The sequence below is a fragment of the Dyella sp. AD56 genome (assembly GCF_002878475.1).
Classification (GTDB): Bacteria; Pseudomonadota; Gammaproteobacteria; order Xanthomonadales; family Rhodanobacteraceae; genus Dyella.
Genome location: NZ_NRDP01000007.1, coordinates 263,593 through 275,610, shown reverse-complemented (window position 1 = coordinate 275,610; position 12,018 = coordinate 263,593). Strand labels below are relative to the sequence as shown.

Annotated in this window: 10 protein-coding genes and 1 riboswitch; of the genes, 5 read left to right on the top strand and 5 right to left on the bottom strand. The window is 64.3% G+C overall.

What is annotated here, in order from left to right; genetic code table 11:
* Window positions 1-75: 75 nt before the first annotated feature.
* Complete coding sequence (locus DyAD56_RS07320) at window positions 76-1,083, bottom strand: tetratricopeptide repeat protein (RefSeq protein ID WP_102302084.1); 1,008 nt, start codon at window positions 1,081-1,083, stop codon at window positions 76-78.
* 275 nt (window positions 1,084-1,358) lie between these two features.
* On the opposite strand from DyAD56_RS07320, the gene DyAD56_RS07315 reads away from it, so the two are divergent.
* Window positions 1,359-2,966, top strand: a complete 1,608-nt coding sequence (locus DyAD56_RS07315; protein WP_102302083.1) for an APC family permease — start codon at window positions 1,359-1,361, stop codon at window positions 2,964-2,966.
* A gap of 255 nt (window positions 2,967-3,221) precedes the next feature.
* On the opposite strand, the gene DyAD56_RS07310 is transcribed toward DyAD56_RS07315, so the two are convergent.
* The 4 genes from DyAD56_RS07310 to DyAD56_RS07295 form a co-directional block, all read right to left on the bottom strand.
* Window positions 3,222-4,307, bottom strand: a complete 1,086-nt coding sequence (locus DyAD56_RS07310; protein ID WP_102302082.1) for a homoserine dehydrogenase — start codon at window positions 4,305-4,307, stop codon at window positions 3,222-3,224.
* Complete coding sequence (gene metB / locus DyAD56_RS07305) at window positions 4,304-5,512, bottom strand: cystathionine gamma-synthase (RefSeq protein ID WP_102302081.1); 1,209 nt, start codon at window positions 5,510-5,512, stop codon at window positions 4,304-4,306. The genes DyAD56_RS07310 and metB overlap by 4 nt, the downstream gene beginning before the upstream one ends.
* Before the next feature lie 38 nt (window positions 5,513-5,550).
* Window positions 5,551-6,579: a homoserine O-succinyltransferase gene (locus DyAD56_RS07300; protein ID WP_102302080.1), complete on the bottom strand. Its 1,029-nt coding sequence runs from the start codon at window positions 6,577-6,579 to the stop codon at window positions 5,551-5,553.
* Window positions 6,580-6,664: 85 nt separating this feature from the next.
* A riboswitch (SAM riboswitch) is annotated at window positions 6,665-6,781 on the bottom strand.
* A gap of 155 nt (window positions 6,782-6,936) precedes the next feature.
* Window positions 6,937-7,728, bottom strand: a complete 792-nt coding sequence (locus DyAD56_RS07295; RefSeq protein ID WP_199178909.1) for a hypothetical protein — start codon at window positions 7,726-7,728, stop codon at window positions 6,937-6,939.
* A 215-nt stretch (window positions 7,729-7,943) separates the two neighbouring features.
* On the opposite strand from DyAD56_RS07295, the gene DyAD56_RS07290 reads away from it, so the two are divergent.
* From DyAD56_RS07290 to DyAD56_RS07275, 4 genes are all read left to right on the top strand, one after another.
* Window positions 7,944-8,300: a DUF1304 domain-containing protein gene (locus tag DyAD56_RS07290; protein WP_102302079.1), complete on the top strand. Its 357-nt coding sequence runs from the start codon at window positions 7,944-7,946 to the stop codon at window positions 8,298-8,300.
* A gap of 82 nt (window positions 8,301-8,382) precedes the next feature.
* On the top strand, window positions 8,383-9,045 hold the full coding sequence (locus tag DyAD56_RS07285) for a M24 family metallopeptidase (RefSeq protein ID WP_102302170.1): 663 nt from the start codon (window positions 8,383-8,385) through the stop codon (window positions 9,043-9,045).
* 60 nt (window positions 9,046-9,105) lie between these two features.
* The gene (locus tag DyAD56_RS07280) at window positions 9,106-10,275 is read left to right on the top strand and encodes an acyl-CoA desaturase (RefSeq protein ID WP_102302078.1); all 1,170 of its coding nucleotides are present in this window, start codon (window positions 9,106-9,108) and stop codon (window positions 10,273-10,275) included.
* A gap of 98 nt (window positions 10,276-10,373) precedes the next feature.
* On the top strand, window positions 10,374-11,975 hold the full coding sequence (locus tag DyAD56_RS07275; RefSeq protein ID WP_102302077.1) for a peptide chain release factor 3: 1,602 nt from the start codon (window positions 10,374-10,376) through the stop codon (window positions 11,973-11,975).
* The last annotated feature ends 43 nt before the right edge of the window (window positions 11,976-12,018 follow it).

The window sequence follows — 12,018 nt, the reverse complement described above, 5'->3', positions numbered from 1 at the left end:
GGTTGCCTTCGCTTATCCCTGTTCTCTCTTAGCCGTCATCCCAGCATCAGCTGGGATGACGAGCCACGCGCCCTCTCACGAACCGGATGGCGGCGCCACTTTCGCCGCATCGGCATCCACCCGAACTTTCAGTTCGGTGAGCTGAGCGGTCGTCAGCTTCGCCTCCGCCTTCGCCAGATAGTCGGCGGCACTCTTGAGCTGCTGCTGGCTATCCATGCGTTGCGCCAGCGAGATCTGGTACCAGCCCTCCCCCGGGTTTTCCGCAATGCCGCTGCCCGTCACGTAGGCCACGCCCATCGCGTAATGCCCCAGCATTTCGTTGGCTGCCATCGCCTTGCGGGCCAGTGCCACACCACGCGCCGCATCCACGGGCGCGCCTTCCTTACCGGTGATGAGGAAGTAAGCGAGCGTGCCTTCCGCCTTGGCGTTACCGCTGTCGGCGGCCGTCTGCAGCCAATGCATGCCGGCGCTCGTGTCGTGTCGGCCGAACAAGCCGGTGAGGTAGATCTGGCCGAGTGACAACTGCGCATCGGCGTCGCCTTTCTGCGCCGCCGCAACCATCAGTTTTTCGGCGAGCGCCGTGTCCTTGGGTACGCCCATTTCGCCGGTAAGGCGGGCCATCGCCAACACTTCCATGCCCTTGGACGAGCCTTTGTCGGCCGCTTTCTGCGCCCACTGCAAGGCCTCCTGTGTGCCACCGGTGGAGAGCAGCGATACCGCGAGCACCGCCATGCGATCGCCGTTCGGGTCGATGTTTACACTCTTGCGCATCCACTCGATGGCCGTGGGAACGTCGCGTGTTACACCGACGCCGGCCATGATGGTCGAGCCAAGCATCCACGCACCCTCTGCGCTGCCCGCCGTCGCGGCCTTGCGATACCAGTCTGCACCTGCCGCTTTGTCGGCCGGCACACCGTCGTCCTGCAAGGCCTTGCCCAGCGCCACCTGTGCCTGGACATCGCCCGCCTCGGCACGCTGCTTCAGCGCATCGCGTAACGCATCACCTGAGGGCGTCGCTGCCGACACCGGGAATGCGGCCACTGCCGCGGCCATCACCACCAGCATTGCCGCACGGATCATCATGGTGCGCCTACCTTTGTGGGAGGCCCCGATGGTAGCCGCCCACCAACGCGGCGCCAATTAGCCGACAACGGGAACCCACCGGTATCAGCACGCGTGCCGATTCGGCCGCCGATTCAATGACCTGCGTGTTGCGCTGCGCCACGGTCCGTGACTCCCGACGGGCTGACAGCTGTAGGACGGGTCTGTCATCATCGTCCCCTTTGTCGCCCGGGATGGCGGCTGCCACATGTGTCGCCCCAGGGGCGGCCCGTCGATCCACTGACCTGGGGACCTGCATGTCTCAATCTCCGATCCGCCGCGACGTCGGCCCGTTCGCCCTCATGCTCACCGGCTTGGGCTCCATCATCGGCTCCGGCTGGTTGTTTGGCGCCTGGAAGGCCGCCGGCCTCGCAGGTCCGGGAGCTGTCTGGGCATGGGTGCTCGGCGCGGCCATCATCATGACCATTGCGCTGACCTACGCGGAACTGGGCGCCATGTTCCCCGAGTCCGGCGGCATGGTGCGTTACAGCCATTACTCGCACGGTTCGTTGGTGGGCTTTATCGGCGCATGGGCCAACTGGATCGCCATCGTTTCGGTGATCCCGGTCGAAGCGGAAGCCTCCGTGCAGTACATGGCCTCGTGGAAGTGGCAATGGGCGCAGGATCTCTACATGCACATGCCTGATGGCCACGGCGAGCTCTCGCATGCGGGCCTCGGCATTGCCGCTGTGCTGGTGATCATCTATTTCCTGCTCAACTTCTGGAGCGTCAAGCTGTTCGCACGCTCCAATACGCTCATCACCGTGTTCAAGCTGGTGGTGCCGGCCGCCACCGGCGTGGCCCTGATCGCCAGCGGCTTCCATCGCGAGAACTTTTCGGTGGGTATCCACGGGGACGCGCACGCGATCGACTTTGCGGCCGTGCTGACCGCCGTGGCGACGGCAGGCATCGTCTTCAGCTTCAACGGCTTCCAGAGCCCGGTGAATCTTGCGGGCGAAGCGCGCAACCCGGGCAAGAGCATTCCGTTCGCAGTGGTCGGCTCGATCCTGCTGGCTACGGTGGTCTATGTGATTCTGCAGGTGGCCTATCTCGGCGCCGTACCGCCGGAACTGCTGGCCAAAGCGGGCTGGCACGGTATCGATTTCCGTTCACCGTTCGCCGAACTCGCCATCATCGTCAACCTGCACTGGCTGGCCATGCTGCTGTACATCGATGCCTTCATCAGCCCCAGCGGCACCGGCATGACCTATACCGCCACCACCGCACGCATGCTCTACGGCATGGAGCGCAACGGCACGCTGCCCAAGATCCTGGGCCGCATCCATCCGAAGTGGGGGGTGCCGCGCCCGGCGATGTGGCTGAACCTGGCGGTGTCGTTCCTGTTCCTGTTCTTCTTCCGCGGCTGGGGCACGCTGGCGGCGGTGATTTCGGTGGCGACGATCATTTCCTACCTGACCGGCCCGGTGAGCGCGATGACGCTGCGTCGCACGGCGCCGAGCCTGCATCGTCCGCTGCGCATCAAAGGCTTGCCGATCCTGGCGGGCGTGGCCTTCGTCATGGCGACCGAGCTGCTGTATTGGGCACGCTGGCCGCTGACCGGCGAGATCATCCTGCTGATGGTGGTGGCGCTACCGGTGTACCTGTTCTATCAGTTCAAGGCGAACTGGCACGACTTCGGCCGCCAGCTGAAGGGCGCGTGGTGGCTGATTTTCTACCTGCCGACACTGGCGCTGGTGTCGTGGATGGGCAGCTCGGATTTCGGCGGCAACGGCTACCTGAGCTATGGCATGGACCTGGCTGTGGTGGCCGTGATCGGCCTGGTGTTCTATGTGTGGGGCGTGAAGTCAGGCTGGCGCACGCCGTCGGTGGAAGAGGCCGAGGCGAATCCGCACCTGCACGATTGAACGGCACGCACCATCGAATGAAATAGAAAACGCGCGGTGACGAGCCGCGCGTTTTACTTTTCGTTACCTATCGCGGCTGAAATCGTGCCCTTCACCAGCGTCATTCCGGCGCAGGCCGGAATCCAGCGGCGGTAAGGGTGGTCTTCGCCAGGATGCCGACGAACTCTATCGCGACAATTCATCGTGGCTGTCACTGGATTCCGGCCTGCGCCGGAATGACGAGCCAAAGCATCGGCACGCAACGTTAGCGCGATATCACCCCAACGCCAGCACATCTCCCAGCAACGCCTGCGCCGTCACTTCCGGTCCCGCGCCCGGCCCCTGGATCACCAAGGGCTGCGTGTTGTAGCGCGTGGTGCTGAGCGCGAACTGGTTGTCGGTGCCGTAGAGCCGCGTGGCCGGGTGATTGGCGGGCACTTCAACCAGGCCGACACGGGCGCGGCCGCGCTGGTTGAGACGCGCGAGAAAGCGTAGCGCGCCGCCTCGAGCCTTCGCTTCAGCGAAGCGCGTGGCGAGAGGTGCATCCAGTTCCTCAAGGCGTGACAGGAAGGTTTCCACGTCGAGGCCACGGAGGTTCTCCGGCACCAGGCTCTCGACTTCCACTTCGTCCGGACGCAGTGCGAAGCCCGCACATCGCGCAAGGATGAGCAGCTTGCGCGCCACGTCCTCACCGGAGAGGTCGCTGCGCGGATCGGGCTCGGTGTAGCCCAGTTCACGTGCCCGGCGCAGTAGCGCAGAGAACGGCTGGCTACCGTCATATTGGTTGAACAGATACGAAAGCGACCCAGAGAACACGCCTTCAAGCGTCAGCAGCGCATCGCCGCATTGACGCAGACGGCGCAACGTGGAGATCACAGGCAGCCCTGCCCCCACCGTGGCGGAATCGCCATAACGACCGCCATTTGCCAGCGCCGCCTGCAGCGTCCGCCAGCCCGGCAGGTCACCACCGGCCAACGACTTGTTGGCCGTGACCACGTGATAGCCGTTTGCCAGCCATTCCGCGTGGCGCAAGGCCAGCGCACTGCTGGCGGTCGCATCGATGATCACCTTTACCGAGGCATCGTGGGCGTCGAGTGCGCCTAGCAAGACGCCGTCATTGCGCACATCGCCATGCGTCTTGAGCTTTTCGCGCAACGTGCGATCGGCCAACTGTTCTGTCTGCGTCTGCTGGCGGCGCGAATTGGCCGCCCCCACCAACCGGATGGATGCAGCGGCCGGCGTATTGAGCAACTTGAGGAACGCACCACCGACGACGCCCGTACCCAGCAAAACCGCTGCGATGGCGGGCGACGCCTCTGCTTTCGATGCGCTCGCAGCCTCCTCCGCCAGCACCGCGCTCATGCGCTCACCCGACGTTTGAGGAGGGCAGCTGCCTCTACGCGCAGCAGTGCGGCGTCGATATCGCGCAACAGATCGTCACCGTCTTCGATGCCTACCGACAGGCGCAGCAGCGTGTCGGCGATGCCGGCCGCGCGGCGTGCTTCGGGCGCCATGGAAGCATGCGTCATCGACGCAGGATGGGCGACCAGGCTTTCTACGCCGCCGAGCGACTCGGCGAGCGAGAAGTACTGGACCCCGTCCACGAAGGCCGCCACCTGCTCCTCACCGCCTTCAATTTCGAAGCTCAGCATGGCGCCGAAACCCAACTGCTGACGCGCCGCGAGCGCGTGGCCGGCGTGGCTTTCGAGGCCTGGGTAATACACTTTGCGCACGGCCGCATGGCCGTCCAAACGTTCCGCGATGCGTACGGCGTTCTCTTGGTGCTGGCGCAGACGGACGTTCAGCGTGCGCAGGCCACGCAAGGTGAGGAAGCTGTCGAACGGTGCACCGGTGAGGCCGTTGCAGTTGCCCCACCATTTGAGCTGCTCCGCCACAGCCGGGTCGCGTGCAACGACGGCGCCGCCGACTACGTCGCTGTGGCCGTTGATGTACTTGGTGGTGGAGTGCACCACCACGTCGGCGCCCAACGTCAGTGGCTGTTGCAGGGCGGGCGACAGGAACGTGTTGTCGACCACCACCAGCGCGCCCACAGCGTGCGCGGCCTGCGCCACGTGGCGGATGTCGGTGATGCGCAGCAGCGGGTTCGACGGCGTTTCCACCCACACCAGCGACGGCTTGAGCGCGAGGCCCTCGGCCAGCGTGTGGCTGTTGGTGAGATCAACGAACTTGACCTGGAACCGACCCTTCTTCGCCCAGGCGTCCAGCAGGCGCCAGGTGCCGCCGTAGCAATCGTGCGCGGCGAGCACCAACGAGCCAGCCGGTACCAGTTCCAGCGCCAGCGCCACGGCGGCCATGCCGCTTGCTGTCACCACGGCGCCCGCGCCCTGCTCCAGTTCGGCCAGTGCGTCACCCAGGAGGTCGCGCGTGGGGTTGCCGCTGCGCGAATAGTCATAGGCGCGCTTCTTGCCGAAGCCTTCGAACGCATAGTTGGTGGACAGGTGCAGCGGAGGCACTACGGCGCCGTGCTGAGTGTCTGATTCAATGCCGGCGCGCACGGCCCGGGTGTTCAGGCCCGGCGGGGTACAGGGGACGGTGGTGTCGCTCATGGTGGATCTCCGTGCGTATCGCGTCTTTGGATTCGGGGTCAACAACCGGCCAGCGCGTCGCGCAGCAGCGGCGCGAGGCGGTCGGTTTCCTTGAGGAAGGCATCGTGGCCGTAGGGCGACTCGACCACTTCGAGCGTGGCCGGGCCATGCAGGCGACGCTGCAGCTCGCACAAATCCGCCAGCGGCACCAGACGATCGGAGGGAAAGCCGATGAGCCTGGCGGGCGCGGCAACCTGTTCGGGCGTTACGTCGTGCAGGTCGATGGATTCGGACAGCGCTAGGAAGCGCTCGACATCGAAGCGCTCGACGAAACGGCGACCGGCGTGCTCGAGGTAATCCTCGACCGGAAAGTGAAAACGGCCGTCACGGAACTCCGGCGCGGCGGTAAACCGCTTGGCGAACTCCTCGCTGCCGCGATAGGTGGTCATGGCGAGCTGGCGGGCCAGCGCAAGCGCCTGGTCGGCCTGGCCGCTTTCCAGCCCCAGCCGCACGATGCCGCGCTGCACTGAACGCTGCGCCGTCGCCAGCGGATGCGGTCGGTGCGCGCCAGCCAGCAGCACCAGGCGACCGAGCGCATAGGGGTGCCGGGCGGCGAAGGCCAGCGCGACCATCGCGCCATAGGACGAGCCGATAAAGGCGTGCACACGGTTGATGCCCAGCGCATCCACCAGCGCGGCAAGCACATCGGCCTGATCCTCGCTGGACACGGCCTGGACCTCGGCGAGGTCGGCCGGGGCAATCCAGTCGATGGAGAGCACCCGGTAGCGGTCCAGATCCAACGGCAGGCCTGGGCCCACCTGGGCTTGCCACCAGCCGGGAGCGGCTTCGCCATCCAGTGCCACCACGTCGCGGGTAGCCGAGATACCACCCTGCACGATCACCGTGGGGGCGTCCGGCGCGCCACACCACAGGTAGCTCACTTCCAGCTCGCAGGGCGCGCTGCCGTACTTAGGGGTGATGACCAGGCGACGAGTGCAGCGCTGGGTGGTCAGGTCCGGCCGCATACCGCCAAACACCGCGGCGGGAGCGGGTGTGACGGACGGGGTGATTTGCGGCTGGCTGGACATCTGGCTCTTCTCCGGTCGGCATCGACCTGCGGACCGGAGAGGCGGGCAACACACGGCCGGCACGAGGCGCGGCGGTGCAGATTTGCCCTCATCTCGCGGCGTGCGCCCTAAGGCGTTACCGCAGGAATTGGCACCGTCGCGGAAAATTCCGCAGGTTGCCCCGGCTTCAAAGGGCCTGTCCCTCCGCCGGTCTCGATGAGTAGGGAGGAATCTAACGGCCTCGAATGACCGTGTCAATAGACGTCTAAACGTCTATGCATCTAGCCATCGACGTTTTATCCAGAAAACCGAAGGTTTCGCCTGAAACCACGGCCTTTCCGCGCCCGACCCAGGCTGCGCCGGGCGCGGCAGAAGCATTTACTGCTTCACAGCCACGAAAGACATCGTACGGTTACGCAGCTTGTCGTCGAAAATCATGCTCATGTGCTTGCCATCGGCTGAGACGGTGGAGGTAAGCACGCCCACCACTTTGCCGCCCCGCTTGTCGGTTTCCACCATCGATAGTTTGCCGGCCTGCTTCACCGTAACGCTGTTGATACCGGGATCACCCTTGTACGGCGCCTCGGTGCCATCCAGTTTGGCCGCATATGACTGGCCGGTGGGTGTGGTCATGTCCAATACGCCGCCCTCCTCTCTGTAGGTGAGTTCGGTGCCGTTATCGGACATATTGGCGATAGTGGCCGTGACCCAGGAGCCGGATATCGCATGGGAGCCGGCCGGCCCGGCGGCGACCTGCTTGAGCTCGCCACTACCGGTCACTGGCGCGCCATTGGTGTTGCTGCTGTCGCTGAACTCAAAATGCGCCGCCTTGCCATCGGGCGCCACGGTCGTAGTGGTGGTAGCGACGACCTTACCGCCCTTCTTGTCGGTCTCCTTGACGGTGTGTGCGTCCACCACCTGGATAGCCATCGAATCAAGATAGGGATGTCCGACAATCGGGTGATCCTGACCATCGGCCTTGATGCTCACCGCCGGCACGCAAGTCTTGCATGCGTACATGCCGTCCTTGAGCACGAGCACGTCGGGCTTCTTGGGCATCTGCACCTTGCTCATGTCGATCTTCCAGGTGCCGTCGAACGGCCCGTTGGCCATCGCGCCCAACGGAAACAGCAAAAGCAGGCACAGGCCTGCGGACAGTGGTTTGTTCATGGCATGACTCCCAGAGGTTGGTATGGCCGGGCGATACCCATGTCCCCTGGAGACATCGTTGTCCTGTGGGCGTTGCTCCCTCGGACCCAGCTTCTTCACGCTACGCCGCCACCATGGCCACAGCCATTGGCCGGAAGTGTTAGCAACCCATAGATTTGCGAGGCAGATATCGGGCTGCAACACTGCGCCCCAACTTCACCGCCCTTCGGATACCGATGTCCCTCGCCGCCCATCTCGTCGTTGCCCTCATCGCCCTGCTCCACGTGTGGTTCCTGGTGCTGGAGATGTTCCTGTGGACGCGTCCCTCGGGCCGGCGCGCCTTCGGCCTGACCAAGGAGTTCGCTGAACAGTCGAAGGTGCTGGCGGCCAACCAGGGCCTCTACAACGGCTTCCTCGCCGCCGGCCTGTTGTGGGGACTGTGGTTGGGCGATGCCGGTCGAGCCATCACGCTGTTCTTCCTGGGCTGCGTGCTTGTGGCCGGCCTGTTCGGCGGACTGACAGCCTCGCGCAAGATTCTGTGGGTCCAGGGTCTGCCAGCGCTGATCGGCCTGATACTGGTCATGCTGACCTGAGCACTTTTCATGACGGATGGCTCCTGCGCCAGCCACGGCCCTGTGCCATGCTTTTTACCCCACCCGCGACATCTGGCCACTCATGACCGCATTACCCAAGGAAGCCGTCGGCACCTGCTTTGATCCGCAACGGATGCTCCATGCGCGCGAGCGCACCTGGGCTGCGTTGCACGGCATCCGCGAGCGCATGCGTCCCGGCATCACCGAGGAAGAGGCGAAAGCCGAAGCCATGGAGGTGTTCCAGGCGCTAGGCATGGAGCGGCTGTGGCATCCGGTGCTCATCCGCATCGGCAGCAACACCACCAAGATCTACCGAGAACGCTCCGAGCCGGTGCAACTGGGCGAGAACGACATCTACTTCATCGATCTTGGCCTTGTCTTCGAGGGCCACGAAGGCGATGCGGGCGACACCTTCGTGATGGGCCACGCCCCGGAAAAACAGGCATGCGCGGATGCCGCGCGTGAACTGTTCGAGCTGACCGCTACCGCATGGCGAGAGCAGGGCCTCAGTGGCGAAGCCCTCTATGCATTTGCCGAAGAGCGCGCCCAGGCGATGGGCTGGCGGCTCAATCACGAGATCAAGGGGCATCGCGTCAGCGACTTCCCGCATTCGGTGCACAAGGCTGGCGACCTGGGCGAGTACGGCGAACGGCCATCCAGCGGGCTGTGGGTACTGGAGATCCAGATTGCCCATCCAACCGAGCCGTATGGCGCGTTCTACGAGGATTTGTTGACTCGTGATTAGGGGCAACAAGCCGTTACAGCGTATGGGCTAGCATGGGCGGATTCCTCCCGAGTGCATCGCATGTCCCCTGAGTCATCCCACCGAGCAGCAGAAACCGCTCGGCCTTCGCCTGCAGATGCTTCCACGGATCGGCTCAAGTTCAACGGCGACAATACGTTCCAGCGCGAGCTGCGGCGGCGTGTCGAGGCGCTGTTCAAGCACTCCGGGCAAAAGCAGCGTGACGATGCGCGTCTCTACCGCAAGACGGCGATCATCCTTGCCACCTTCGCCGTGTCCTACGTGCTGCTGGTTTTCTTCGCGGCCACGTGGTGGCAGGGTTTGCTGCTCAGCATCGTGCTGGGCGTGGCAACCGCGCAGATCGGCTTCAATATTCAGCACGATGCGGGTCACCAGGCTTATTCAGAGCGCCGCTGGATCAACAAGTGCATGGCCATGACGCTGGATCTGGTCGGCGGCAGCTCGTACGTGTGGCACTGGAAGCATGCGCACTTCCATCACACTTACGTGAATATCGACGGCTACGACAGTGACATCAACCTGGGCGCGCTGGCACGATTTTCGCCGCAACAGAAGCACTATTGGCACCATCGGTGGCAACACCTGTACCTGTGGCTGCTCTATGGCCTCACGGCGGTGAGCTGGCATCTGCATGACGACTTCCGCGACGTCATCACCGGCACCATCGGCAAGCGCCGTTTTCCGCGGCCGCGCGGCAAGGATCTGGCGGGTTTTATCCTGGGCAAGCTGGTCTTCTTCACCCTCGCGCTCGGCTTGCCGCTGCTGTTTCATTCGCTGGGTGCGGTGCTGCTTTTTTACGCCGTCACCGCCGTCGTGGCCGGGCTGCAGCTAGCTATGGTGTTTCAGTTGGCACACGCCGTGGAAGCAGCCGCGTTCCCTTCGCCGAGCGAGCCGGGCCGTATGAACACGCCCTGGGCGATCCACCAACTGGAAACCACGGCGAATTTCTCGCGCAACAGTCGCGTGATCACCTGGCTGGTCGGCGGCCTGAATTTCCAGGTGGAGCACCACTTGTTTCCTCGCATCAGCCACGTCCACTACCCGGCCATCTCGCGGGTGGTGGAGGCGACCTGTCTCGAATACGGCGTGCCCTACCATGCGAATAGCTCGTTTGGTGCCGGCCTGGCCTCGCACTACCGCTGGCTGCGCCAGATGGGGCGACCGCAGGCTGTGCCGGCGGCGCTGGTGCTGGAGCCGCTGCCGGAGAGTTGAGTCACAGGCTCCCCTCGGCGGGCGGTGGCGGGCATGGCGCGGCCGAAAGGCCGTTCCACGCTATCATTGAGGGCTAGCCTTCCTGCCGATCCGCCTGCATGTCCGCCCATCTCACCGAAACCCGCCGCCGCCGCACCTTCGCCATCGTCAGCCACCCTGACGCAGGCAAGACCACGCTGACCGAAAAGCTGCTGCTGTTCGGCGGCGCCATCCAGATGGCCGGCTCGGTGAAGGGCCGCAAGGCGGCGCGCCACGCCACCTCCGACTGGATGGCACTGGAAAAAGAGCGCGGCATTTCGGTGACTTCGTCGGTGATGCAGTTCCCCTATGAGGGCCGCATCGTCAACCTGCTGGACACCCCAGGCCACGCGGACTTCTCGGAAGACACCTACCGCGTACTCACCGCGGTGGACTCGGCACTGATGGTGATCGACTGCGCCAAGGGCGTGGAAGAACGCACCATCAAGCTGATGGAGGTGTGCCGCCTGCGCGACACCCCCATCATGACTTTCATCAACAAGCTCGACCGCGAAGGTCGCTCGCCCATCGAACTGTTGGACGAGGTGGAGTCGGTGCTGGGCATCGCCTGTGCCCCGCTCACCTGGCCCATCGGCATGGGCAAGCGCTTGAAGGGCGTGTACCACCTCGTGCTCGACGACGTGCACGTGTTCGAGCAAGGCAAGAATTTCACACGCCAAGATTCGACCATCTTCAAGGGTCTGGATGCGCCGGGCCTGGAAGCGGCAATCGGGGCTGAAGCACTGTCCGAATTGCGCGACGAACTTGAGCTGGTGCAAGGCGCATCGCATCCGTTCGACATCGAGCAGTATCTGGCCGGCAAACTGACGCCGGTGTTCTTCGGTTCGGCGGTGAACAACTTCGGCGTGCAGCTGCTACTCGATTTCTTCGTCGAGCACGCGCCTTCGCCCAAGTCGCGCGCCACGCTCACGCGTGAAGTGAAGCCGGAAGAAGAAGCCCTCACCGGTTTCGTCTTCAAGATCCAGGCAAACATGGACCCAGCGCACCGCGACCGCATCGCCTTCATGCGCGTGTGTTCGGGCACCTACACTGCTGGCATGAAGATGGTGCAGACGCGCACCGGCAAAGACGTGCGCATCGCCAATGCACTCACCTTCATGGCCAGCGACCGCGAAATCGTGGAAAGCGCCTACCCCGGCGACGTGATCGGCCTGCACAACCACGGCACCATCGGCATCGGTGATACGTTCACCGAAGGCGAGATCGTGAGCTTCACCGGCATCCCGAACTTCGCTCCGGAACTGTTCCGCCGCGCACGTCTGCGCGATCCGTTGAAGATGAAGGCGCTGCAGAAGGGCTTGGCGCAGTTGTCGGAAGAAGGCGCTACGCAGTTCTTCCGTCCGCTGATGAGCAACGACCTGATTCTGGGCGCAGTGGGCGTGCTGCAGTTCGATGTGGTGGCCTATCGCCTCAAGGACGAATACGGCGTGGATGCCAGCTTCGAGCAGGTCACCGTGGCGACGGCGCGCTGGGTGTACTGCGACGACGCGAAGAAGATGGAAGAGTTCCGCGAGAAGAACGCCAACAATCTCGCCATCGATGCGGCGGGCCAGCTGGTATATCTCGCCCCTTCGCGCGTGAACCTGCAGTTGGCGCAGGAGCGCTCGCCCGCCGTGCGCTTCTCGGCCACGCGCGAACACGCGACCTCGGTCGACCTGTAACGATCCGAAGCCGTCATTCCCGCGCAAGCCGTGGGATGACGGT

Coding starts and splice junctions, on each gene's coding strand:
- DyAD56_RS07320 (WP_102302084.1), bottom strand. CDS start 1,083: ATGATGATCCGTGCGGCAATGCTGGTGGTGATGGCCGCGGCAGTGGCC.
- DyAD56_RS07315 (WP_102302083.1), top strand. CDS start 1,359: ATGTCTCAATCTCCGATCCGCCGCGACGTCGGCCCGTTCGCCCTCATG.
- DyAD56_RS07310 (WP_102302082.1), bottom strand. CDS start 4,307: ATGAGCGCGGTGCTGGCGGAGGAGGCTGCGAGCGCATCGAAAGCAGAG.
- metB (WP_102302081.1), bottom strand. CDS start 5,512: ATGAGCGACACCACCGTCCCCTGTACCCCGCCGGGCCTGAACACCCGG.
- DyAD56_RS07300 (WP_102302080.1), bottom strand. CDS start 6,579: ATGTCCAGCCAGCCGCAAATCACCCCGTCCGTCACACCCGCTCCCGCC.
- DyAD56_RS07295 (WP_199178909.1), bottom strand. CDS start 7,728: ATGAACAAACCACTGTCCGCAGGCCTGTGCCTGCTTTTGCTGTTTCCG.
- DyAD56_RS07290 (WP_102302079.1), top strand. CDS start 7,944: ATGTCCCTCGCCGCCCATCTCGTCGTTGCCCTCATCGCCCTGCTCCAC.
- DyAD56_RS07285 (WP_102302170.1), top strand. CDS start 8,383: ATGACCGCATTACCCAAGGAAGCCGTCGGCACCTGCTTTGATCCGCAA.
- DyAD56_RS07280 (WP_102302078.1), top strand. CDS start 9,106: ATGTCCCCTGAGTCATCCCACCGAGCAGCAGAAACCGCTCGGCCTTCG.
- DyAD56_RS07275 (WP_102302077.1), top strand. CDS start 10,374: ATGTCCGCCCATCTCACCGAAACCCGCCGCCGCCGCACCTTCGCCATC.